Origin of the sequence: Virgisporangium aurantiacum, from assembly GCF_016863635.1 — a bacterium.
Taxonomy (GTDB): Bacteria; Actinomycetota; Actinomycetes; order Mycobacteriales; family Micromonosporaceae; genus Virgisporangium; species Virgisporangium aurantiacum.
Genome location: NZ_BOPG01000012.1, coordinates 521527 through 544406, shown reverse-complemented (window position 1 = coordinate 544406; position 22880 = coordinate 521527). Strand labels below are relative to the sequence as shown.

19 protein-coding genes are annotated in these 22880 nt (G+C 72.1%); 14 read left to right on the top strand and 5 right to left on the bottom strand.

Features of this window, described 5'->3' with window-relative positions:
• Nucleotides 1-45 precede the first annotated feature (45 nt).
• The 9 genes from Vau01_RS11355 to Vau01_RS11315 all read left to right on the top strand — a co-directional run bounded on the left by Vau01_RS11355 (nucleotide 46) and on the right by Vau01_RS11315 (nucleotide 9104).
• Nucleotides 46-1479, top strand: a complete 1434-nt coding sequence (locus Vau01_RS11355) for a class I adenylate-forming enzyme family protein (RefSeq protein WP_203990403.1) — start codon at nucleotides 46-48, stop codon at nucleotides 1477-1479.
• On the top strand, nucleotides 1476-2417 hold the full coding sequence (locus tag Vau01_RS11350; protein WP_203990401.1) for a DUF6039 family protein: 942 nt from the start codon (nucleotides 1476-1478) through the stop codon (nucleotides 2415-2417). The genes Vau01_RS11355 and Vau01_RS11350 overlap by 4 nt, the downstream gene beginning before the upstream one ends.
• Nucleotides 2418-2549: 132 nt before the next feature.
• Nucleotides 2550-2951 carry a DUF3224 domain-containing protein gene (locus Vau01_RS11345; RefSeq protein WP_203990393.1) on the top strand — a complete coding sequence of 134 codons (402 nt, stop codon included), beginning with the start codon at nucleotides 2550-2552 and terminating at the stop codon, nucleotides 2949-2951.
• Between the two features lie 47 nt (nucleotides 2952-2998).
• Complete coding sequence (locus Vau01_RS11340; RefSeq protein ID WP_203990391.1) at nucleotides 2999-4444, top strand: class I adenylate-forming enzyme family protein; 1446 nt, start codon at nucleotides 2999-3001, stop codon at nucleotides 4442-4444.
• 12 nt (nucleotides 4445-4456) lie between these two features.
• The gene (locus Vau01_RS11335; RefSeq protein WP_203990389.1) at nucleotides 4457-4825 is read left to right on the top strand and encodes a VOC family protein; all 369 of its coding nucleotides are present in this window, start codon (nucleotides 4457-4459) and stop codon (nucleotides 4823-4825) included.
• Between the two features lie 2 nt (nucleotides 4826-4827).
• Entirely contained in the window at nucleotides 4828-5952 is a 1125-nt protein-coding gene (locus Vau01_RS11330; RefSeq protein WP_203990387.1) for a class I SAM-dependent methyltransferase, read from the top strand.
• Between the two features lie 20 nt (nucleotides 5953-5972).
• Nucleotides 5973-6797 carry a hypothetical protein gene (locus tag Vau01_RS11325; protein ID WP_203990385.1) on the top strand — a complete coding sequence of 275 codons (825 nt, stop codon included), beginning with the start codon at nucleotides 5973-5975 and terminating at the stop codon, nucleotides 6795-6797.
• Between the two features lies 1 nt (nucleotide 6798).
• Nucleotides 6799-7968 (top strand): NAD(P)/FAD-dependent oxidoreductase, encoded by a 1170-nt coding sequence (locus Vau01_RS11320; RefSeq protein ID WP_203990383.1) that lies wholly within the window; start codon nucleotides 6799-6801, stop codon nucleotides 7966-7968.
• Between the two features lie 47 nt (nucleotides 7969-8015).
• Nucleotides 8016-9104: a winged helix DNA-binding domain-containing protein gene (locus Vau01_RS11315; protein WP_203990381.1), complete on the top strand. Its 1089-nt coding sequence runs from the start codon at nucleotides 8016-8018 to the stop codon at nucleotides 9102-9104.
• On the opposite strand, the gene Vau01_RS11310 is transcribed toward Vau01_RS11315, so the two are convergent.
• From Vau01_RS11310 to Vau01_RS11300, 3 genes are all read right to left on the bottom strand, one after another.
• Nucleotides 9091-10695: a sialidase family protein gene (locus Vau01_RS11310; RefSeq protein ID WP_203990379.1), complete on the bottom strand. Its 1605-nt coding sequence runs from the start codon at nucleotides 10693-10695 to the stop codon at nucleotides 9091-9093. The genes Vau01_RS11315 and Vau01_RS11310 overlap by 14 nt on opposite strands.
• 51 nt (nucleotides 10696-10746) lie before the next feature.
• Nucleotides 10747-12210 (bottom strand): sialidase family protein, encoded by a 1464-nt coding sequence (locus tag Vau01_RS11305; protein WP_203990377.1) that lies wholly within the window; start codon nucleotides 12208-12210, stop codon nucleotides 10747-10749.
• A gap of 195 nt (nucleotides 12211-12405) precedes the next feature.
• Nucleotides 12406-12807 carry a DUF3224 domain-containing protein gene (locus Vau01_RS11300; protein ID WP_203990368.1) on the bottom strand — a complete coding sequence of 134 codons (402 nt, stop codon included), beginning with the start codon at nucleotides 12805-12807 and terminating at the stop codon, nucleotides 12406-12408.
• A gap of 415 nt (nucleotides 12808-13222) precedes the next feature.
• Between Vau01_RS11300 and Vau01_RS11295 the strand changes: the two genes are divergently transcribed.
• The 4 genes from Vau01_RS11295 (at nucleotide 13223) to Vau01_RS11280 (ending at nucleotide 18272) form a co-directional block, all read left to right on the top strand.
• A complete protein-coding gene (locus Vau01_RS11295; protein WP_203990367.1) occupies nucleotides 13223-14584 on the top strand; it encodes a PqqD family protein in 1362 nt (453 codons plus the stop codon).
• Nucleotide 14585: 1 nt separating this feature from the next.
• Entirely contained in the window at nucleotides 14586-16316 is a 1731-nt protein-coding gene (locus tag Vau01_RS11290) for a DHA2 family efflux MFS transporter permease subunit (RefSeq protein ID WP_203990365.1), read from the top strand.
• 68 nt (nucleotides 16317-16384) lie between these two features.
• Entirely contained in the window at nucleotides 16385-16942 is a 558-nt protein-coding gene (locus Vau01_RS11285; RefSeq protein WP_203990362.1) for a GNAT family N-acetyltransferase, read from the top strand.
• Between the two features lie 7 nt (nucleotides 16943-16949).
• The gene (locus tag Vau01_RS11280; protein WP_203990360.1) at nucleotides 16950-18272 is read left to right on the top strand and encodes a phospholipase D-like domain-containing protein; all 1323 of its coding nucleotides are present in this window, start codon (nucleotides 16950-16952) and stop codon (nucleotides 18270-18272) included.
• On the opposite strand, the gene Vau01_RS11275 is transcribed toward Vau01_RS11280, so the two are convergent.
• A complete protein-coding gene (locus Vau01_RS11275; protein WP_203990358.1) occupies nucleotides 18266-21556 on the bottom strand; it encodes a BTAD domain-containing putative transcriptional regulator in 3291 nt (1096 codons plus the stop codon). The genes Vau01_RS11280 and Vau01_RS11275 overlap by 7 nt on opposite strands.
• Nucleotides 21557-21798: 242 nt before the next feature.
• Here Vau01_RS11275 and Vau01_RS11270 point away from each other — a divergent pair, with 242 nt between their 5' ends.
• Nucleotides 21799-22347: an RICIN domain-containing protein gene (locus tag Vau01_RS11270; protein ID WP_203990356.1), complete on the top strand. Its 549-nt coding sequence runs from the start codon at nucleotides 21799-21801 to the stop codon at nucleotides 22345-22347.
• Nucleotides 22348-22413: 66 nt separating this feature from the next.
• Here the strand turns inward: Vau01_RS11270 and Vau01_RS11265 are convergent, their stop codons facing one another.
• Complete coding sequence (locus Vau01_RS11265; protein WP_203990354.1) at nucleotides 22414-22824, bottom strand: pyridoxamine 5'-phosphate oxidase family protein; 411 nt, start codon at nucleotides 22822-22824, stop codon at nucleotides 22414-22416.
• Between the last annotated feature and the right edge of the window lie 56 nt (nucleotides 22825-22880).

Sequence of the window (22880 nt, the reverse complement as noted above, 5' to 3'; positions counted from 1 at the left end):
CAGTTCTGAGCGGGAAGCGGCCGGGAAGCGGCCTACGGTCCCACCATGGCAACGCTTCCGGTGGCACCCGACCTGCTCCGCGCGCGGGCCGACGCCCACCCCGACCGGCTGGCGATCAGCCTCGCCGACGGCAGCGGCCTGACGTTCGGCGAGTGGAACCGGCGCTCCGACACGGCCGCACACCGGTTGCGGGGGCTCGGCGTGCGGCGCGGCTGCCGGGTCGCGCTCATTTTCGGTGACGACGAATGGGTCCCCTACGCGGTCGCGTACCTCGGTGTGCTCAAGGCCGGCGGCACCGCCGTGCACCTCGGTACCGCCCTGGCGCCGGCCGAACTGCGTCGCCGCCTCGCGCAGACCGCACCGGACGGCCTGGTCCGCACGAGGCCGGGCCGCCGACCGACCGGCTTCACCGGCTGGACGCGTGCCGCCGCGACGTTGGAGACCGGGCCCGGAGGGCCGATCGAGCATGACATCCAGCCCGACGACATCGCCGACGTCCTCTACACCTCCGGTACCACGGGACCGGCGAAGGCGTTCACCAACCCGCACGGCACCCTCACGTTCCGGCGCGGGCCGGCCGGCCTCGCCCGCCTCGACGGGTCGGCGCCGATGCTCGCGCCGATGCCGATGGGTACCGCGTCGAGCGCGATGTGCGTCGGCATGATGCCGCTGAACGCACCGTCCACGGTGGTCCTGTGCCGGCCCGACGACGTCGGGACGATCGGCTCGCTCGTCGAGAAACACGGCGTGGCAACGGTTCTCGTCACGCCGTGGATCGCGTTGCGCATGGCGAACGCACGGTTGCACGAGCGGCACGACCTGTCGTCCGTCACCACGCTCGCGGTGGCCTCGGCGCAACTGCCCGGCGCCGTCGCGCGTGCGCTCGAAGCGATGATCCCGGGCGTCACCATCACCAGCGCCTACGCGCAGGGGGAGGCGGTGCCGGCGGTCGTGCTCGCCACGTACGACCCGGCCCGGCCGGCGGCGCTCGGCCGTCCCGCGCCCGGAACCGACCTGCGCGTGGCCGATCCGGACGGGAATCCCGTTCCCGCCGGCGATCTCGGCGAGATCTGGTTGCGGTCGGCCGCGCCGAAGCGGCTCTACCTCGACCCGGCCGCCAACCGGGAGACGCACACCGACGGCTGGACCCGCACCCGCGACCTCGGCTACATCGGTGCCGACGGCGACCTGTACCTGTTCGACCGCGCCGTCGACGCGATCCCCACCGCCGCCGGGCTGCTGTCGTCGCTGGAACTCGAAGACGCGGTGTACGGCGTGGAAGGCGTGCGGGAAGCGGCGGTGGTCGGATTTCCGTCGGGGGTGCGCGCGTTCATCGTCACAGAAAAACGCGGCGCGGCGCGTGAGGTCCGCGCGGCGTTGGCCGCATTCGGGGTGACGCCCACCGTGCGCGCGGTCGCCGCTCTACCCCGTGGCGTCACCGGCAAGGTCCTCAAACACAAGCTGAAGGAGTCCCGATGACCACAACCCGATCCGCGATCGCGGTGGCGCAGCAGCAGACCTCGCTGGCGCCGAGCGAGATCCTGCACTCCGGCAACGCCGGCGTGATCGTCGAACGCGTCGGCCAGCTCCGGTCGGAGTTCCGGTCCGAGGGTCGCCAGTTCGCCCGCGATCTCGCCGAGTACATCAACACGAAGTATGTCGGCGTCGCCACCGTGTTCATCTACGAGGAGAGCTTCGGCACCGAGGACCGGCTGCACTGGCTGATCCACCTGGAGTCGTTCTACGCGTACGAGAAACTGATCGCGATGGGCAGCACCGACCTCGGTTGGCGCGACGTCATCATGCGCAACCGCATCCCCGCCGAGCGCGGCGGCGGTTCGTGGGAGCGCATGTTCGTCGACGGCAGCCTTCAGGAGACCGTCCTCATTCCGCAGAGCTTCGGCATGTACGGCACCGCCGACAGCAAGCCCGACACCGTCGTGAAGCTCGACGGCGACGCCGTGGAGCGGTTCGTGGTGCCGACGGCGCTGGGCCAGACGACGCAGGGCGAGAACGAGCTGCTGCACTCCGGCAACTGCGGGATTCTCATGCACCGCACCGGTGAACTCCACTACGACCACCGCGCAGAAGGCCGGCAGTTCGCCCGCGCGCTCGCCGAGAACTGGAACACCAGCCTCGCCGGCGAGGCGACCATCTTCCTCTACGAGGAGGTGTTCGGCCTGTCCGACCGCATCCACTGGTTCATCCACCTGCGCTCGCTCGTCGGCTATTACCACCTGATGGGGCTGCGGGCGCGGGTCGACCCGGCGGCGCGGGAACTGTTCACCAAGCAGTGGGTGCCGGCCGAGAAGGGCGGCGGCGGTTGGGAGAAGCTGTTCGTGCAGAGTACCCTGCGTGACATGGCGCTCACCCCGCAGCACCCCGGCATGTATGCCACGAAGGCCAACCGGGACTGAGCATTCCGGTTCCGACGCCCGGGCCGGCGCGGCCCGGGCGTCTGCGCATTCCTGATGCGCACTGTTGAGCAGCGCCGCCCGCCGGCACCGCACCACGCTGGGTCCGTACCGATTTCAGACGAGGAGACGACCATGAGCCTGCGCGCCACCGGAACGTTCGAGCTGGAGTGGGACGAGCAGCCGCCGTACGACGACGCCGAGGGTGCCACGCTGGCGACCGTGACGATCACCAAGACGTGGACCGGCGACATCGAGGCGACCAGCGTCACCAAGTTGATCAAAGCGATGACCGCCGAGCCGACGTCGGCCGGGCTCGTCGCGGTCGAGCGGGTCACCGGCAAGGTCAACGGCCGCGTCGGATCGTTCGTGCTCCTGCACAACGCCATCTCCGACCGCGGCGACAGGTTCCTGAACGTGGTCGTGCTGCCCGACTCGGGCACCGGCGAGCTGGCCGGCATCAAGGGCACCCTGAACGTCGACGTCGTCGACGGCGCGCACAACGTGACGCTCGACTACACGCTGCCCGCGGAGTAGACAATTGTGAGCGGCCGGATCCCGGTGCCGCGCATAGCGTTCGCCGTATGGCTATCGCGACGCGCACCGGGTCCGGCCTTCTTTTCGCTCCGGACCTGCTCCGGCGCAGGGCAGAGGATCAACCCGACCGCCGACCGTTCACAGTGGACGGTGGCCCGTCCGTCACCTACGCCGACTGGGAGCGCCGCTCGAACGCCGTGGCGCACGGGCTCCTCGGCCGGGGGCTGCGCGTCGGCGACCGGGTGGCCCTGTACTTCGGCGGCGTCGACTGGGTCGACTACGCGGTCGCCTATCTCGGCGTCCTGAAGGCCGGTGGCACCGCGACCCACCTCAACGACGAGCTCGACAAGGGCGAACTCGCCCGCCGGCTGGCGCACGCCGAGCCGGTCGGCCTGATCCACGGCGGGAACCTGAAACCGCCGGACGTGCCGGGCGCCTGGCGGCTCCCGGTCGCCGCCGTCGAGACCGGTGACCACACCCCGGTCGACGTCCACCTCGGACCGGACGACATCGCCGACATCCTCTACACGTCGGGCACCACCGGCCCGCCCAAGCCGGTGCTGAACCCGCACGGCAACCTGAGCTTCAACCAGGGACCGGGATCGGTGTCGGAGGAGGTGTTCGACTCCGCCGCGCCGGTGCTCAGCCCGACGCAACTCGGCACCGTCTACAGCGCTGGCGCCGTCGGGATCTTCGCGCTCACCACGAGCGCGCCGATCGTGTTGTGCGGCACCGGTGACGTCGAGCGGATGGCGTACCTCATCGCCAAGCACCGGGCCGGTTCGGCGATGCTGACGCCGTGGGCGGCGATGCGGATGGTGCTCACCCGCGTCGGCGACCGGCACGACCTCGGCAGCGTCACCACCGTCGGCGTCGCCTCGGCGAACCTGCCGGCCCGGTACGCGCGGGCGCTGCTCGCGGCGATGCCCAACGCGAAGCTGATGACGGCCTACGGCGGCGGCTCGGAGGCGGTGCCGGCGAGCATCCGCACGTTCTACGACCCGGCGAAGCCGACGTGCGTCGGGCGTCCCGGCCCGGGAACGGAACTGCGCCTGGTGGACGCCGACGGCCGCGAGGTGGCTGTCGGCGAGGTCGGCGAGGTCGTGTTGCGGCACGGCGCGCCGCGTCGCCGGTACCTGACCGGGGACGACGCGGAGACCGACGGCTGGATCCGCACCGGTGACCTCGCGCGCGTGAGCCCGGACGGCGAGGTGTTCTTCTTCGACCGCGGCGTCGACGCGATCCGCACCGGCGACCGGCTGGTGTCCTCGCTGGAGGTGGAGAGCGCCATCTACGACCACCCGGGCGTCGAGCAGGTGGCCGTCATCGGTGTGGCCGGCGAGATCGTGGCCGTCGTCGTCGGCGACGCGCCGGACCTGAACACCTTCCTCGCCGACCGGCACCGTCCACATCGGACCCACGTCGTCGCCGACCTGCCCCGCGGGCCCGGCGGCAAGGTGCTCAAGAACGTGCTTCGCAACCAATTCAGCTGAAGGAGCAACAGAATGCCCGCGACCATCCGGCTGTACGCCGTGACCGTCGACTGCCCGGACCCGGCCGCCCTGGCCGAGTTCTACAGCCAGCTGCTGAGCCTGAAGATCTCCTACAGCACCGACGACTTCGCCGGCCTCGACACCGAGGGCGGGCCGGCGATCGGGTTCCAGCGCGTCGCCGGCTTCAACCGTCCACAGTGGCCGGACCAATCCGTCCCGCAGCAGTTCCACCTGGACCTGTCGGTCGACGACCTCGCCGAGGCCGAGGCGGAGGCCCTGCGGCTCGGCGCGACCGTGGCCGGCCACCAGCCCAACCCGGACAGCGCCCGCGTGCTGCTCGACCCGGCCGGGCACCCCTTCTGCCTCGGCGCGATGGGCTGACCATGACCGTCGACGTCGAGACGCGGATCGTGTCCCAGTGGGCGACGATCTACGACGCCGTCTACACCACCGACGGCAGCAGCGACGAGCCCGACTTCGCCGGCTGGCGGAGCAGCATCACCGGCGAGAACTACACCGAGGCCGAGACCGCCGAATGGCTCGACGGCACCGTCGCCGAAATCCGTGCGCTGCGTCCGCGTCGGGTCCTCGACGTCGGTGCCGGCTCCGGTCTCGTGGTCCGCGAGCTGCTGTCCACAGTGGACGAGTACGTCGCCGTCGACATCTCGGCGACCGCCGTCGAGCGGATGTCGCGCACGTACGGCTCGCGCCCCGGCACCCGGTTCCTCGTGCGGGCGGCGGACGAGATCGCCGACCTCGGACCCGCCGATGTTGTCGTGTTCAACTCGGTGATCCATCACTTCCCGGGCGTGGAGTATCTGCGCCGGGTCATCGATCGCGCGACCTCCGTCGGACGTACGGTCTTTCTCGGTGACGTGCACAGCCTGCCCCTGCGCGACGCGCTGCGGCTGTGCGCACTGGCGGTACGCGCACCCGGTCCGCTCACGGCCGGCCAGGTCCGCGGCTGGCTCGACAACCAGAACGCGCGCGAGCGCGAGCTGATCCTCGACCCTGGCTTCTTCGTCGACGTGGCCGCCGAACACGGGCTGGTCGCCGACGTGCGGCTCAAGCCCGGCCGGCACGGCACCGAGATGAACCTGTTCCGCTACGACGTCCGGCTGCGCCCGCCGACCGACCGGCTCCTCGATCCGGCGTCGCTGCGGCGGACTCCGTGGCGCGGCGCCGTCGAGTTCGTCCCGCAGGTGCTGACCGGCATCCCGCATCCCGGCCTCCTGCCGTCGGTGCGGGCGCTGGAAACCGTGCGGACACTCGACCCGTCCGCGCCTGTCGATGTGGCGGGCCTCCTCACGGAGCCGGCCGAGGGCATCGCGCCCGCCGACCTGCGCGCCGACGTCGAGCGGCACGGCCTCACCTGCTACTGCGTCCCGTCGACGGAGCCGGGCCGCTACGACGCCGTCATCGCGGAAGGCCGCTGGGACGGCGTCACCCGAACTTCCGACCCGGCCGGCGACCGCCCGGCGGCGAACCGACCCGCTCTCCAGCACTGACCTGCGAAAGGAACGTCGCGATGCACATTCCCGAGGCGCATTCCGTGCTGCGCAAGAGCGACACCGGCGACCTCGTCGTCGCGGCCGACTTCGGCAGCGCCGGCCGGCCGTCGGCCACGTTCACCGAACTCGTCGCCGGGCTGCGCGCCGAACACACGGTCTGGGAGACGATGCCGCCGCCGCACGGGACCGAGGTCGGCCGCGACGGCAAATGGCACGTCGACCGGTGGGTGCGCGACATCCGCGCGGCGGAGCTGCCGGTGCGGGCCGTCATCGGGTTCTGCAGCGGCAGCGTCTACGCCGGCGCGCTCGTCCGCGAGATCTCGGCCTGGCAGCGGCGACCGCGCCTCATCCTCATCGACCCCGACCGGGCCGAGCGGTTCATGGTGACCAACCACTACGAGCAGTTCGTCCGCGCGCGGCTCGGCGTGGTCATGCCGGCCGAAGAGGTCGACGACGCGGTGCGCGCCGGCCGGGCGGCCGACGAGACGTGCGCCGACCCGCTCGACCTGGCCGCCGAACTCGGCGTCCTGTGCCGCCGGTATCTGCCACCGGCGGCGCGCCAGGCCGGTATGAGCGGGCCGCGCAGCGTCGAGCTGGCCGAGATCTTCTCCAGCTACCTGTACTGGCTCGCCGCCGGGTCCACTGTGGACGGTCGGCGCGAATGGGCGACGGCCACCGCCCTGAACTCGAACACCGACGGCTTCGGCCTGGACGCGTTCCCGGAGGCGGAACGGGCCGACCTCGTCGCCGAGGTCGTGCAGTTCGACGTGTCGCACCGCGAACTGATGCGCGACCCCGACGTGCACCGCACCGTCGACGGACTTCTCCAGGAAGGCGACTGACATGTACGACGTGATCGTGGTGGGCGCCCGGTGCGCCGGCGCACCGGCGGCGATGCTGTTCGCCCGCGCCGGCCACCGGGTGCTCCTGGTCGACCGGGCGGCGTTCCCGTCCGACAAGCTCTCGACGCTCTACATCCAGCAGCCGGGCGTGAAACTGCTGCGCGACTGGGGACTGCTCGACGCCGTGACGGCGACCGGCTGCCCGCCGCTCGACCACGTCGTCTACCGCCTCGGTGACGTCGAGGTCGCCGGCTGCGCCGATCCGTACGACGGGATCACCGCCGCCTACGCGCCGCGGCGGCACCTGCTCGACCCGATCCTCGTCGACGCCGCCGTCGCCGCCGGTGTGGAGTTCCGGGCCAGGGCCGCCGTCGAGGGTGTGGTGGTCGAGGACGGCCGGGTCGTCGGCGTCACGATCGACGGGACCGAGGAACGCGCCCGCCTCGTCGTCGGCGCCGACGGCATGCGGTCCACCGTGGCCGGACTCGTCGGCGCGCGCACCGTCACCGAGCACCCGCCGCTGACGTGCGCCTTCTACACGTTCTGGCGCGGGCCGCGCACCCACTTCGAGCTGTACGAGGGCCCGACCGGCTGGGTCTCGGCCGTCCCCACCAATGACGTCGTGTTGATCTCCGCCTACTACCCGCAGGAGCGCTTCGACGAGGTCCGCAAGCGGGCCCGCGAGGCGTACCTGGAGAACGTGCGCGACAACGCGCCGCAGCTGTACGCGAAGCTCGACGGCGCCGAGCAGACCGAACGCCTCTACGCCACCGGCGACCAGCGCAACTTCTTCCGCGAGGCGTCCGGGCCCGGCTGGGCGCTGATCGGCGACGCCGGCCACCACAAGGACTCGCTCACCGCGCGCGGCATCGGCGACGCGTTCCTGCAGGCCGCCCTGCTCACCGGGCACACTGCGGGGACGCTCGACGACCCGGCCGCGCTCGACGTCTCGTTGAAGCGTTTCGCGGAGGAGCGGGACCAGGCGTTGATGGAGAGCTACCAGGCGACGCTGCTCGTGGCCCAGGCCACCGCCCGCGACCGGCGCCGCGCGCTGCTGCGCGCCGTCGGCAGCAGCCCGGAGCTGACCCGCCGGTACTTCAACACCGTCGCCGGCATCCGTCCGGTATCCGAGCTGTATACACCGGAGCTGCTGGCGATGCTCGCCGCCTGAAGCCCGCGGGCCGGCAGACCTTCCGGCCGGCTCGGTAGGGTGTCCGGGTGGACGCGGACCGTAGCAAGGTCATGGCCTACCGGATACTCGCCCAGCAACTGCACCGGGTCGACCTGCCGCCGGCGGAGCTGGCCGTGCTCGACCTCGGCGTGCAGGACACGCCGTACGGGGCGGCGCGCCAGGCGCTCGCCGCCCGCACCTCGAAACCGGTCGACGACGCGGCGCTGCGGCTGGTCTGGTCGCACCGCGGCGCCCCGCACCTGCAGCGCACCACCGACCTGCCGGCGCTGGCCGCCGCGCTGTGGCCGGTCAGCGACGCCGACGCGGCGGCCCGCTTCGTCACCACGCCGGTGAAGGCGGCGGCCCCGCTCGGCGTCGACGCCTACCGGCAGACGGCCGAGGCGTTCCGCGCCGTCGTCGGCGCGCCGATGCTCAAGGGGGAGGTGAGCACGGCCGTCAGCGCCCGGATCGATCCGACGCTGACGCTCGACTGCCGGCCCTGCGGCGCGCGGCACATCTCCGGCGCGCTGTTCCAGCTCGCCGGGCTCGCCGGCGGCGTCGGCCTCCGCGTCGACGGCTCGGCGACCGTCATCGAACCGCTGGCCGACCGCGGCACCACCCCGAAGAAAATGGCCGGGCTCGACGCGGTGATCCGCGCCTACCTGCGGCTGCTCGGACCGGCGACGGCCGCCGAGGTGGCCAAGTTCGTCGGCACCACGCAGGCCCACCTGAAGCCGTACTGGCCCGACGATCTCACCGAGATCCGCGTCGACGGGCGAAAGGCGTTCCTGCCCGCCGACGCCGTCGACGCGTTCGCCGCCGCCGAGCGGCCCGACGCCGTGCGGCTGCTGCCGCCGAGCGACCCGTTCCTGCAGGCGCGCGACCGTGCGCTGATCGTCCCCGACAAGGCCCGCCAGGGCGAGGTGTGGCGCATCCTCGGCAACCCGGGCGCCGTCCTCGCCGGTGGCGAGATCGCCGGCACCTGGCGCGCCAAGTCCTCGGGCCGGAAGCTGCTGACCGTGACCGTCACCGCGTTCGGAAAGCTCCCGAAGAACGCCCGCGATGCGATCGAGGCCGAGGCCGAGGTGCTGGCCGGCGTCCGCGGCGTCGCCGGCGCCGCGGTCACCGTCGAGTAGCCGCTGCCGGCCGCGTGGCCGCGGGACCGATCGCGCGTGGCCCGGCGACGGCACCGGCCGTGGCACCGGCCGTGGCACCGGCCGTGGCACCGGCCGTGGCACCGGCCGTGGCACCGGCCGGGACGCGCCGATCGAGATCGGTCGGGCGGAACTGGCCGAAGTGGACGTCGGTCCGGTTGTTCGGTTGATGGGCGTTGGTGGTGACGAACAGGGCCCGGAACCGGTCGCCGAAGGTCGCCAGGCCCTGGTAGTCGCCGAGGAACAGGCCGCCGGCGTCGGGGGCGACGTTGTGGTCGAACACGGGCGCGATCTGCCGTTCGGCGTCGAAATGCCGGCCGCCGCGCGGGGAGACGGTCAGCCAGGTACTCGTGGGCAGGGTGGTGGTGTTGCCGGGGCGCAGGGTGCGCAGGTCGTAGTAGGTGACGCCGACATCGCCGTCGGTGGTGACGGCGATCGACGGGGTGAACGCCGGGACGGACGGGTCCGCGTTCACCCGTACCGGTGCGCTCCAGGTGCGGCCGCGGTCGGTGCTGTGCACGAGCTGGATCTGGTTGTACCGGCCGCCGGTGAAGTCGGATCCCTCGTAGGCGAGGTACAGCTCGCCGGTGCGCGGGTCGACGGCCGGGAACGGCAGGCCGAACCCGGTGCGCAGGGGTTGGCCGGTGTTCGGGTTCACGGGTTGCACGCTGGAGTCGGTGGCCACCACCGACGGCGCGCTCCAGGTGGTTCCGCCGTCGGTGGACCGGACGACCTCGAACCTGGCGAACACGATCCCGCTGCCGGCCGCGTCGGTGTACTGGATCGACGTGTAGAAGTTGTACAGCGCGCCGGTGCGCGGGTCGCCGACGATGACGTTGCCGATCGTCTGCTGGAACGGTGCCATGGGTACGATCACGCGCGGCGTGCTCCACGTGCGGCCGAAGTCGCGGGTGACCGACAGGTACGTGGGACCGCCGACGAACTCCGTCAGGTCCGGGCTGAACTCCAACCGGTCCCACACCTGGTACGCCGAGCCGGGCCGGACCGGGTCGGCGGTGACGCTGTTCTTGTCGTTGGCGAACTGCGGCTGCGTGTCGTCGAGCAGCACCGTGACGTTGCGCCAGGTACGGCCGCCGTCGTACGACGTGAGCGCGGCAACGGTGTTGCGCGGCGTGTTGACGTCGAACGGCAGCGCGCTGCCGTACACGGTGCCCTCCGGTCCGATGCTCACCCACGGGTCGGAGGCCCGTTCGTAGTTCAGCCCACCGCGCGCGCACCGCGACACCGGCCACACCGACCGGCGGAACGTGCGGCCACCGTCCCGGGAGAAGGCCGAGACCAGACCGCGCGCCCCGCCGTCGTTCCAGCGGTCCTGCTGCCACGCACCGACGACCTCGAACGGCAGGAACCGGTTGGTGGCGACCGACGGTTCGACCTCCGCGTTCGGGTACACCACCGAGTCGGGCGTCGCGCCGACGGCGCAGCCCGCGAACGGTGAACCGCCGGAGACGCGCACCAGGCCGTCGACGGACGCGGCGCCGGCCGGTCCGGGCGTGGCGAGGACGAGCAGGGCCGCCGCGCCGATCGCGAGGGCTCGTCGGACAGTTCGCATCGGTACTCCTCCGATCGGTGCGGTGGCCCCGGGACGTGGGTCGTGACCGGGTCAGTTCGCGGTGGCCGGCGCGACGGCGGTGGCGCCGGCGTCGGTGGCGGAGTCGGTGGCGGGCTCGCCGGTGGCCCGCAGGGCGCCGCCGGTGACGGCCATGCCGCCGGTGGGGACGACCATCGGCACGTGGAACGTGGATCCGGTCGGCACGGTGGCGACCGGGATCACCGTCCACGCGTTGCCGCCGTTGAGCACGGACGTCGAGATGTAGTCGCCGAACATGCGTCCCTGCGTGGTGTTCGGGAGCCAGGACAGGGTCATCGGCCCGGCGATCTGGGTCGGTGCGCTCCAGCTGGTACCGCCGTTGGTCGACGAGATGAACGCGACGTTGAGCTGGCAGGTCGCGGCCGTACAGGCCGAGTTCGGGTAGGAGTAGTACGTCAGGCCGATCCGGGCGGACCCGCCGGCCGTTGATCTGTCGACGCCGATGCCGGGCGCGAAGTGTTCGACGGTGCTCGCCGTGGGATCGATCGGTACCCGGTACGGCGCCGCCCAGGTGGTCTCGCTGGTCGACTCGCTCACGATGATGTCGTTGCGGGTGCAGCCGCCGCGGAACCGGCAGTCCGCCCAGGCCACGTACACCGTCCCGGCCGAGTCGATCTCGGCGGACGGCAGCGGCGACTCGCGCAGACCGCCGGCCACGGTGTGGTGGCTGATCGAGGAGACCAGCACCGTCGCCCGCCAACTGGCCCCGCCGTCGATCGACCGGAACGACCGGATCTGGGCCGCGTTCGTGGCCCGGTACGGCACGATCACGGTCCCGTTCGGGCGCACCACCGGCTGGCCGCCCAGACCGGTCGCCCCGCCGCCGGACGCCAGCGCCGCGCCCCAGGTGAGACCGCCGTTGGTGGACGTGCGCATCCGGATCTGGTTGCCGCTGACGATGTCGTACTGCGTGTAGCAGTTGCCGAAGAACGGGCTGCTCGCGGTGTTGTCGCAGACGATCCAGTTCTTGTCCAGGTCACCCGTGGCCGTCACGACCGGGTTGCCCCAGGTGAGTCCGCCGTTGGTGGAGCGGCTGGTCAGCACGTCGGCGCCACCGGAGCGGATGCCGAGGCTGGAGATCATCCACACGTTGTCCTGTGCGTCGAAGGCGACCACCGGGTCGCTGGCCGCGGTGTAGGTGCCGCCGCCGACGGTGGTGATCCCGGGCAGGAAGCCGTTGGTCCAGGTCGCGCCGCCGTTGGTGGAGGTGGCCCAGCCGATGTTCGAACTGCCGCCGCCGGCGACCCGGCCGACCTGGAACGCCGAGACGATCGTGGCGCCGAACGCGAACGTGTCGGGCTCCACCTCGGTCTGGTGCTGGGCCTGCGCGTCGGTGAACGGATCGTTGCTGACCTGGGTCACCGGCACGTTCGCCGCCGCCGGTCCGCCGGTGAGCAGGAGCACGGCCACAACGGGTGCGGCGATCAGCGCCGTCCGGAGTGATCGCCGGTGCGGGGAGCTCGTGAGTGGATGCATCGTCGCATCACCTTCTCCGGTCTCGCCCCCGTGAGGACATCGATAGCTTTCTACACCTTGATCACCTTCCGTTCATCCACCGATACGGTCGGACAGCATGCCGGCACGGCCGACCCGGCGTCGTGGGACGATGGGGGTACGTTGCGCACGAAACGGCCGGCCGCGGTGTGCGGCCGGCCGTCGTGAGCGTGCGGGTCAGAGGTCGTAGTCCAGACCGACGGTGATCGTCGGGAAGTCGCCGGGGCCGGCCGTGTAGCCGCCCGTGCCGGTGATGCCCGCAAGCTCGCCGGTGCCGGAGCCCGGGACGACCGTCCACGCGACGGTGGCGGTGCCGGCCTCGAACGTGCCCGACAGCTCGATGACGAACCGGCCGCTGCGCCCGCCCACCGAGCCGTCGACCAGCTGCAGGCCGGTGAACGACGCGCTGCTCGCGCTGCGGTACGCCATGAGCATCTCCGATGATCCGTCGCCCTCGATGTCGCCGGCGAACGTGCCGGTGACGGACGCCTTCACGAGCTTCGCACCGGAGTCCCACTCCTGGTACGGGCCCTCGTTCCAGCTGCCGATGGTGAGTGTGGCCTTCGCCTGCTCCGCCATGGTCGGTTCCCTTCTCGCGCGTCTCGTGGTTGCCGGCAAGTGCACCCGACGGCGTCGCCGACGGTCCGCTCAAAGTTGTGCGTGACCGGTTTTCCGTTGCCCCGTACCGGTTTTATCCGCGCGGTCTACCGGAAAAGGCGCGATCCGCGCGCGCACAAGTGAGCAGAGAACACCCCGACCGGCTCGGCACTATGTGTTCACACCGAGCGAGGGGAGGAGGTGACCACAGTGAAGAAGCTCTCCGTTCGCAAGATCGAGGACATCAAGACCAGCGCCAACGCCGCGACCGCGTGCGCCGTTCAGGTCTGATCGCTCCGATGAGGCACGGCAGGAGCCGGGCGTCGGCATCGGACCCACGATCCGGCTCCTGCCGAACCAGCGCAGACCCACCAGCAACCTCCGGAAGGACAGGCCGATGGCCGGCTACCCACCCGATGCCCTGGTCGTGGTGCCGCCGTTCGCGCACAGGCGCGAGGGCGACGAAGTCACCATCGGCCACGTCGATCGCAACGTCTATCTTTCGATCCCGGCCGAAGGGCTGGACATTCTCAACGCCCTTGCCGACGGTAGGACGGTCGGTGAGGCCGCCACGCTGTACCGGGAGAAGTACGACGAGACCCCGGATCTCGACGACTTCCTGGCCGCGCTGGCCAGCGAGGGCTTCGTGTCACTGTCCACTATGGATTCGGACACTGTGGATTCGGACACTGTGGAGCCGACAGCGGTGGCGCCCGCGCTGCCCGGTACGGCCGAGGAACCCAAGCCGGCCCCCCGCCGCCAGTGGAGCTTCGACTGGATCCCGCCGCACGTGGCGCGGCGCTTCTGCGGGCCCGTGGTGCTGACGGTCGCCGCGCTGCTCACCGCCGGCGGCGTGACGCTGCTGACGCGCGACCCCGGCCTCACACCGGGTCCGGAGGTGTTCCTGTTCGAGGGCGGCCACTTCGCGCTGCTCACCTGGCTCACCATCATCTGCACGATCGTCGCGACCGCCGTGCACGAACTGGCCCATGCGATCGCCGCCCGCGCCGCGGGTGTGAGCGCGAGCCTCGGCATGGGCAACCTGCTCTACACGATGGTCGCGCAGACCGACATCAGCGGCATCATGATGGCGCCGAAGCGACGGCGGTACCTGGCCTACCTGTTCGGGTCCATTGTGGACGCCGCGTCGGCGTCGATCCTCGTCGGCGTGCTGTACGCCGGCCGGCACGGCATCATCGACGTGCACCCGATCCTCGCCGCGCTGCTGCACGCCGTCTTCTACACCTACGTCCTGCGGATCACGTTCCAGCTGTTCTTCTACCTGCGCACCGACCTGTACTACGTGATCGCCAACATGCTCAACACGAAGAACCTGATGGCCGACACGGAAGCGTTCCTGCGCAACGTCGTGGCCCGCGTGTTCCGGCAGCGGCACCGCCTGGTCGACCAGTCGGGCATCCCGCGCCGGGAGCGGCGCGCCGTCCGCGGGTACGCGGTGGTCTACTGCCTCGGCCGGTTCTTCTCGCTGTCGGTGCTGGTGTTCTTCTACATCCCGATCCTGTGGGGCTACCTGGAGCAGGTGGTGCTGCTCGTCACCGGCCAGGACTCGCGGTTCACGTCGCTCGACTTCTTCACGATCGGCGTGATCGTGCTGGCGATCGACGGCGGCGGCATCTTCCTCTGGATCCGGGGACTGTACCGGGCCCGCAAGCGCCGCCGGAGCGGACACGCGTGGAGCGGCAGCATCGTCGTCCCGCCGACCGAGCCCGCGACCACCGCGCAGCGCGTGGCGGCCTGACATGACCCGCACCGACCCGACCACTGCCGGGACCGCCGCCGTAACCGCGGCGGCCCGGCAGGGCGCGTTGACCCACCGGCAGATCCTCACGATCCTCGCCGGTCTGCAGATCGGCATGTTCCTCGCGGCGCTCGACCAGATGATCCTCGCCACCGCGATCCGGACCATCGCCGACGACCTGAGCGGCCTGCGCCAGGAGGGGTGGACGCTCACCACGTACCTCGTCGCGATGGCGGCCACGACACCGTTGTACGGCAAGCTCTCCGACATCCACGGCCGCAAGCCGATGTTCCTCATCGCCATCTCGGTCTTCATGGTCGGCTCGGTCGCGTGCACGTTCGCGATGTCGATGGACCAGCTGGCGCTCGCCCGCGGGTTGCAGGGTCTCGGCGCCGGCGGCCTGATCTCGTTGGGGCTGGCCATCATCGCCGACATCGTGCCCGCGCGCGAACGCGGCCGGTACCAGGGTTACCTCCTGGCGATCTTCGTGACGTCGAGCGTCCTCGGCCCGGTGATCGGCGGCGTGCTCGCCGGCCAGCCGACCATCCTCGGCATCACCGGCTGGCGCTGGGTGTTCCTGGTGAACGTCCCGGTCGGGCTGGTGGCGCTCGTCGTGGTCGCCAAGGTGCTCAACGTGCAGACGGCGCGCCGGTCGAGCCGGGTCGACTGGCTCGGTTCGGTGACGCTCGTGGCGACGCTGGTGCCGCTGCTGCTCGTCGTCGAACGCGGACGCCTCTGGGGCTGGGGGTCGCTGGAGTCGTTGGCGTGCCTGGCGGTCGTCCCGTTGGGGTTCGCCGCGTGGCTCGCGGCCTCGCGCCGGGCCGGCGACGACGCGCTCATTCCCCTGCGGTTGTTCCGCAGCGGCGAGTTCAGCCGGTTCTGCGGCCTCGGCCTCATCTACGGCATCAGCCTGTTCACCGGGTCGGTCATCATTCCGCAGTACCTGCAGATCGTGCGCAACGCCAGCCCGATGGCGGCCGGCCTCATGGTGCTGCCGTTGGTCGTGGCCATGGTGCTGGCGTCGCTGCTCGTCGGCCGGCTGATGTCGCGCAGCGGCCGGTACAAGCGGTACCCGATCGTGGGGATGGCGCTGGTGACGGCGTCGCTGGTGCTGTTCGCGTTCGGCCTCGACGCGTCCACGCCGCTGGTCGGCGTGATGCTCCTGATGTGCGTGTACGGCGTCGGGCTGGGCTGCTGCATCCAGACGCTCACCGTCGCCACCCAGAACGCCGTGCCGATGGAGGACATCGGCGTCGCGACCGGTGCCGCGTCGTTCGTCCGCCAGTTCGGTCTCATGTCCGGCACGGCCGTGCTGTTCTCGATCCTGTTCCACTACGCGGGGACGGGCATCGCCGGCACGATCACCGCCGCCCTCGGCACCGACCGGTTCCGGGCCGCCCTCGCCGATCCGGCCGTCACCGGCGACCCGGCGAACGCGCCGATCCTCGACGCGGTCGGCGATCCCGCGAACGCCGTCGACCGCAGCGGCGTCCTGAACGACTCGTCGTTCCTGCACGACATCGACCCGCGCCTGGCGCAACCGTTCCAGGAGGGCTTCGCGAACTCGATGGAGGTCGTGTTCGCGATCGCCGCGTGCGTCGCGGCCGTCGGGTTCGTGCTGTCGTTGCTGATGAAGGAGCTTCCGCTGCGGAAGGTCTCCGCGCACCAGGCCCGGGCGTCCGCAGCCGCGGAGGAGGTCTCGGAGGAGCCCGAACCCGCCGCCGTCCGGTAGCGGCGTCGAAGCGAGCGGCCCTCGCCGGTGGCACGATCCCGGCGGGGGCTGCCATTACGCTGTCCGCCATGCCCAGGCTCCGGTTCCCGGACCCGCCGCTGGCGGGCGACGTCGTGCGGCTGCGCCCGTGGGGGAGGGCCGACGTGCCGGCCATCGTACGGGCGTTCGACGACCCGGCGATGATGCGGTTCTCCTGGCGCACCGCCCCGTACACCGAGACCGACGCGCGCGCCAACCTCGTCGAGCAGGAGGCGGCCCGGGTGCGGGGCGAGGCGCTCGACCTCGCGATCGTCGGCCCGGGCGACCCCGACGCGGTGCTCGGCAGCGTCTCGCTGCACGAGGTCCGCCCCGGTCAGGGCTGCGCGGCGGTCGGCTACTGGCTGGCCCCGGAGGCCCGGGGCCGGGGCGCGGCGACCGAGGCGGTCCGCCTGCTCGCCCGGTGGGCGTTCGCCGACCTCGGGATCGCGCGGCTGGAACTGACGTGCGGCCCCGACAACGAGGCGTCGCGGCACCTCGCCGAGCGGTGCGGGTTCACCCGCGAGGGCCTCCTCCGGTCCCATGTGCCCTTCAAGGGCGGCCGCCGCGACAGCGTCATCTACAGCCTGCTCCCCGGCGAACTGCGCTAGCCGCGTCGTGGAAGAGGAGTGGATCGCCGACGTCCCCGCGTCGTATCCGGTGCGGGGCGGAAACCTGGTCCGTGCCTGGGTCGACGGCCTGCCCGCGTTCACGCGGATCTGCGAGGTCATCGAGTCCGCGCGGTCGAGCGTGTGGATCACGGTGACGATTCTCCGCGACGGGTTCGCGCTGCCCGGTGGCCGCGGCGGGCTGTTCGACGTGCTCGACGCGGCGGTGGCGCGCGGCCTCGACGTCCGGGTGCTGTTCTGGCGGCACGGCCCCGAGACGGAGCAGTTCGGCCCGATCGTCTTCTCGGGGTCGGTCGAACAGCGGCGGTTCCTGGCCGCGCGTGGCTCGGCCGTGAAGATCCGGTGGGACCGTGCCGGGCACGGCTTCGCCCAGCATCAGAAGAGCTGGATCGTGGACGCCGGCCAGCCGACCGAGGTCGCCTTCGTCGGCGGCATCAACTGCAACCCGCAGGCGGTCGTCCACAAAGGACACCCGGAACCGCGGAGCACACATGACGCGTACCTGGAGCTGGCCGGGCCGTCGGCGACCGACGTGCGGCACAACTTCGTCCAACGCTGGAACGCCGCGACCGAACGCCACCGCGACGACGGCCGGTGGCCCGTCGACGGCGCCGACGACCTCGCGTTCCCCGACGCCGTCGGCCCGCACCGGGGCGACAGCGTCGTCCAGATCCAGCGCACCATCCACCCCGGCACGATCGAAGACGCCCACCCCGCTCCGGGCGCGGACGCGTTCCCGATCGCGGCCGGCGAGCGCTCGATCCTCCACCAGTACCTCGCCGCCATCACCGGCGCACGCCGGACGATCTACCTCGAGAACCAGTACTTCGGCGAGGAGAGCGTGATCGGCGCGCTCACCGACGCGTGCGACCGGGGCGTCACGGTGATCGCGGTCGTCCCGACGGAGCCCGACGGCGGCACGATCGCGACCCTGCGGTCGATGAGATCCGCGCTGGCGTCGCGACCGACCTTCCTGCTCGCCGGGCTCGTCGCGGGTGGCGGCGACCCACGGCCGGTGTACGTCCACGACAAGCTGATGATCGTCGACGACGCGTGGGTCACGATCGGGTCGGCCAACATCCATCGGGCGTCGCTGCACGGCAACGCGGAGATCAACGCCAGCGTCTGGGACCCGGACTTCGCCCGCGCCCTGAGAACCGAACTCTTCGCCGAACATCTCGACGAGGACACCGGCGCCCTGTCAGGCCCGGACGCGATGCACCGGTTCACCGAGATCGCGACCGCCAACACCGTCGGCCCCGCCGCCGCCCGGCGCGGTCTCGCGGTCGTGCTCGACCCGCGGACCTATTGACGGCAGGCGGTCCGGATCGGTGGGACGCTCGCGGTGGTCGTGCCGGAGCCGTGCCGGTCGATGGTGGACAGGATGGCGACGGCGCGCCGCGCCACGATCTGGACGCCGGCGCGCCGGGCGGTCTCCAGCGCCTGACGGGCGGTCGACCGGGCACCCTCGGTCTCGCCCAGGCGCTGCAGCGCACCGGCGTGATCGGTGAGGACGGACGCGGTGAGGCGGTCCTCGTCCAGTTCCCGTGCCAGCGACTCGGCCCGGATGGCGAGTTCCAGCGCCGCGCGGTCGCCGAGGTGTGCGCGGACCAGTCCGAGCGCGCTGACGCTCAGCGCCTCGAACCGGCGGTCGCCGATCTCCCGGGCGAGCGCGACCGCGTGCTCGGCGAGCGGCAGGGCCGCACCCGGCTGCCCGGCGGCCAGTTCGACGAGCGCGAGCACCCGCACGGTGTCGCTCTCGTTGCGTCGGTCGCCGATGTCCTGGTGCATGGCCCGCGCCCGCCGCAGGTGCGCACGCGCCAGGGCGGCGGGTTGCGGCCCGCCCGCCGGGTCACGCGCCAGTTCCAGCTGTGCCACCGCCAGGTTGGCGAGGGTGACGGCGATGCCGGCGCGGCGGCCGGCCCGCTCGTGCAGGACCAGTGCCCGGTTCAGCTGCTCGACGGTGCCGGGTACGTCCCCGCGCGCCCAGTGGACGCTGCCGAGGTTGTTCAGGGCGACGCCCTGGCAGTCCGGCCAACCGGCCGCGCCCGCCAGATCGTGCGCGTCCCGGTAGTGCCGGGCGGCGGCGTCGTACCTGCCGAGGGCCTCCGACACGCACCCGAGGTTCAGTTCGGCCTGTGCCTGTGCGTGTGTGTTCCCGCCGACGCGCGCGGCGCGAAGGGCAACCTCCGCGACGGCCTGCCAGTCGAGGTGGCGGGCCCGGACCCGGAAGTAGCCGAACACCGGGTCGGCGAGCAGCCAGGCGTCGGGTGAGCCCGACGCGGCCCGGTGGCGGATCATCTCGACGACATTGGCGCGCTCGGCGTCGAGCCAGTCGAGTGCCCGCTCGGGCGTCTCGAAGTCGGTCGGTGCGCCGGGGGCGGCGGGTGACCGGTCGTCGGCACCGGCGGGCAGATGCAGCAGGTTGCGGTACACCAGGTGGCACACGCTCCGGGCGCCGGTGAGGTAGTGGGCGACGAGCCCGGCCAGTGCGCGGGTGCGGGTCTCCGGATCGTCGGTGGTGTGCGCGAGTTCGGTGGCGTAGAGGCGGAGCAGGTCGTGCAGGGAGTATCGGCCCGGCGTCAGCTCCTGGAGCAGGTGCCGGGCGGACAGCCGATCGAGCACCGCCCGGGCCCGCGCGGGGCTCTGTCCGGTCAGATCGGCGGCGGCCGCCGCCGTGATGTCCGGGCCGGGCACCAGCCCGAGCCGGCGGAACATGACGCGTTCGGCCGGATCGGCGCCTTGGTAGGACATCGCGAAGGTGGCCCGCACGGCGGTGTCCGGGTCACCGGCGACGGCCAGGGCGGTCAGCCGGTCACCGGCGTCGAGCCGGTCGACGTGGTCGGCGATCGCCGTACCGGACCGTCCGGCGAGGTTCGCGGCCGCGATGCGCAGCGCCAGCGGCAGGTAGCCGCACGCCGCCGCCAACCTCACCGCGGCGTCGGCCTCCGCGGCCACCCGCTCGGCACCGAGCATGGTGGCCAGCAACGCGTACGTCTCGGCCGGGGTCAGCCCGTCGACCGGCAGCGCGTCCGCACCCTCGCGCGCGACCAGGCCGGTCAGCCGCTCCCGGCTGGTGACCAGCACCCGCACCCGCGGGTCACCGGGCAGCAGCGGGCGGACCTGGTCGGCACATGCCGCGTTGTCGAGGAGGATCAGCACGCGCCGGCCCGCGAGCAGGCTGCGGTACAGCGCGGCGGCGGGTGCCGGCTCCGCGGGCACCTGGTCGGCCTGCACCCCGAGGGCCTGCAGGAAGCCGGCGAGGGCGGTCAGGACCGGCATCGGCTCGCCGCCCGAATGGCCACCCAGGTTCACGTAGAGCTGACCGTCGGGGTACCGGTCCCGGGCCTGGTGTGCCCAGTGCACGGCGAGGGCGGTCTTCCCGACGCCGCCCATGCCGGTGATGACCGTGACACCGGCGTGGTGGTCGCGGTCGAGATGGCGCAGATGGGAGTCCCGGCCGGTGAAACCGGGCACGTCGGCGGGCAACTGGGCGGGTGACACCGTGCCCCGCGGTGCCGGTGCGGGCCTGGGCGACGCCGGCGACGCGTCGGACGACCGGGGCCGCACCGTCCGGGACGTTCCCGGCGGGCCGGGTACCCGCTGGACGCACTCGCCGCGCAGCAGGCGGAGGTGCGCCTCGCGCAGTTCCTCCCCGGGGCGCACCCCCAGTTCGTCATCCAACCGGGTGCGGACGGACTCGAACAGTTCGAGGGCGGCCGCCTGCTGGCCGCAGCCGGCGTAGGCCAGCATCAGCCTGGCGGCCAGCCCCTCGTGCAGCGGATCGGCGGAGGAGAGAACCCGCAGCGGTTCGATCACCTCGTCACCGTGCCCGGCCGCCAGCGAGAGATCGGCGTGCTCCAGGACAGCGCTGAGCCGCCGGACGCCCAGACCCACCGCTGCCGGGTGCTGGCGGAGCCGGTCGGTGGCGTCGGCCAGCACGGGGCCTCGCCACAGCGCCTCCGCCTGCCGGTACAGGTCCCGGGCCGGCTCCGGGCCACCGGCGGTCCGCGTCCGCGCGAGGAGATCGTCGAAGACGTCGGTGTCGATGCCGCCGGGCGGCACCTGCAGCCGGTATCCGACGCGCGTGCGCTGAAGCAGCTCGGCCGGTGCGCGGGGCGACCGGGCCGGTTCGAGGAGTTGACGCAGTTGCCGGACGTAGGTGTGCACGAGTTCCCGACAGGTGCGGGGCGGTTCGTCCCACAGCACGTCGATCAGGTCGCCCGCGCTGACCGGCACCCGGGGCTGCAGCGCCAGCAGGCCGAGGAGGGTCCGCAACCGGGTCGACCCGATGTCGACGACCGCGGTGCCACGGTGCACGACCAGTGGCCCGAGAACGCCCATCCGGAGCTGATCGGTGGCCGGCACGGGTTCCCGCCGCGCCGGGATTCCGGCGACCGGTTCCGCCGCGCACACCAGGGCGCCCCGGTCGGCGTCGGCAAGGTCGAGCGCCCGCGCGAGCCGGTCGACCGACACCGCCTGCGGACGGCTCACCTGGCCCTGCTCGAGGTAGCGCAGTGACCTCTCGCTGACGCCGGCCCGGCGGGCCAGCTCGCTCTGGGTCAGGCCGGCCCGGAACCGGTACCGCCGAACCATCGCGCCAAACCCCGTGGTGTCTGATCCCTGCCTCATCGACCGTCCGGTTCGAGTCGTCGCCCCCGCGGTGACGGGAGGCCGGTCCCGGGGGACATTGCCGGTTCTTGCCGGTCGACCGCTACTATCTGCCGCCATTGCGACACGGTCCGGCTACAGCCGGACGCCACGACGGTCTCCATACCGTTCGATCCGACCGGCGGCCCGCAACGGGCGGGCCGCCATCCACGAATGGGGACCACACCATGACGCCACTGTTGCAGGCCGGCCGCAGCCGGCTGGCCCGCGCCACCCGCCTCGCCCTCCTCGGCGCGCTTGCCGCCGTTGCGATGCTCGGCATGAGCGGGACCGCGGCCCACGCCACAACCATCGGGACGGCCGTGAAGATCGCCCCGAGTTCGAACCCGTTCCTGACGGTGGAGGTGCGGGGAGCCTCGACCGCCGCCGGTGCCGAGATCGACCAGTACCTGCTCAACGCCGGCAACCACCAGGAGTGGAAGCTGGAGGCGAAGGGGAACTACGTCTGGATCAAGAACGTCAACAGCGGCCTGTGCCTGGCCTCGGACGGCGTCGCCGGACACACCGCGTTCCAGTGGTACTGCAACGACACCGACTACCACCTCCAGTGGGCCACCGGTCTCGTCGCCGGCAACGGCGTGGCCTACACCATCCAGAACCGCGCCTCCGGCCTGTACCTCGACGTGCGCGGCGCGAGCGGCGCATCCGGCGCCGACATCATCACCTGGTACGGCAACGGCGCCAGGAACCAGCTGTTCTACGCGACCGGCGCGTAGCCCCAGCACGTCTCGAAGCGCCCGTCGGCCACCTGCCGGCGGGCGCTCCGTCCGCTGCACCCGTTCTCAGCCGTCCGCCGCGGTCGGTTCCATGGCATAGCCCGTCACCAGTTCCACGGGGATGCGGATGAAACTGTCGCGCGGCCCGTCCACCCACGGCCGCAGGAGGCTCTCGTAACGGGCGATCTCGTCCCGTTCGGTGACGACGCGGGCGACGCCGGTGACCACGACGCTCCAACCGCTGCGGGCGTCGGGGTCGATCGCGTCGGCTTCGTAGGCGACGACGGTGCCGGCACCGGCCACCGCGCCGAGCCCGGAACCGAGGCTCGTCCGGATGACCACGTGTCCCTGGTCGACGATGTGGTTCACCGGCCTGATCGCCGGCAGCGCTCGCTGCGTGAACACCACCCGCCCGAACGGGACCGACGCGAGCAGCGACAGGCATTTCTCCGGACCGAGGGGTGACAACCGCGCCATCCGGCCAATCTGACCGGGGAGACCGCCGTTCGGAAGGGCCGAACGGCACGTTCGCG

Coding starts and splice junctions, on each gene's coding strand:
- Vau01_RS11290 (WP_203990365.1), top strand. CDS start 14,586: ATGACCCGCACCGACCCGACCACTGCCGGGACCGCCGCCGTAACCGCG.
- Vau01_RS11305 (WP_203990377.1), bottom strand. CDS start 12,210: ATGCATCCACTCACGAGCTCCCCGCACCGGCGATCACTCCGGACGGCG.
- Vau01_RS11270 (WP_203990356.1), top strand. CDS start 21,799: ATGACGCCACTGTTGCAGGCCGGCCGCAGCCGGCTGGCCCGCGCCACC.
- Vau01_RS11340 (WP_203990391.1), top strand. CDS start 2,999: ATGGCTATCGCGACGCGCACCGGGTCCGGCCTTCTTTTCGCTCCGGAC.
- Vau01_RS11300 (WP_203990368.1), bottom strand. CDS start 12,807: ATGGCGGAGCAGGCGAAGGCCACACTCACCATCGGCAGCTGGAACGAG.
- Vau01_RS11350 (WP_203990401.1), top strand. CDS start 1,476: ATGACCACAACCCGATCCGCGATCGCGGTGGCGCAGCAGCAGACCTCG.
- Vau01_RS11330 (WP_203990387.1), top strand. CDS start 4,828: ATGACCGTCGACGTCGAGACGCGGATCGTGTCCCAGTGGGCGACGATC.
- Vau01_RS11335 (WP_203990389.1), top strand. CDS start 4,457: ATGCCCGCGACCATCCGGCTGTACGCCGTGACCGTCGACTGCCCGGAC.
- Vau01_RS11325 (WP_203990385.1), top strand. CDS start 5,973: ATGCACATTCCCGAGGCGCATTCCGTGCTGCGCAAGAGCGACACCGGC.
- Vau01_RS11275 (WP_203990358.1), bottom strand. CDS start 21,556: ATGGTTCGGCGGTACCGGTTCCGGGCCGGCCTGACCCAGAGCGAGCTG.
- Vau01_RS11295 (WP_203990367.1), top strand. CDS start 13,223: ATGGCCGGCTACCCACCCGATGCCCTGGTCGTGGTGCCGCCGTTCGCG.
- Vau01_RS11265 (WP_203990354.1), bottom strand. CDS start 22,824: ATGGCGCGGTTGTCACCCCTCGGTCCGGAGAAATGCCTGTCGCTGCTC.
- Vau01_RS11345 (WP_203990393.1), top strand. CDS start 2,550: ATGAGCCTGCGCGCCACCGGAACGTTCGAGCTGGAGTGGGACGAGCAG.
- Vau01_RS11285 (WP_203990362.1), top strand. CDS start 16,385: ATGCCCAGGCTCCGGTTCCCGGACCCGCCGCTGGCGGGCGACGTCGTG.
- Vau01_RS11320 (WP_203990383.1), top strand. CDS start 6,799: ATGTACGACGTGATCGTGGTGGGCGCCCGGTGCGCCGGCGCACCGGCG.
- Vau01_RS11310 (WP_203990379.1), bottom strand. CDS start 10,695: ATGCGAACTGTCCGACGAGCCCTCGCGATCGGCGCGGCGGCCCTGCTC.
- Vau01_RS11355 (WP_203990403.1), top strand. CDS start 46: ATGGCAACGCTTCCGGTGGCACCCGACCTGCTCCGCGCGCGGGCCGAC.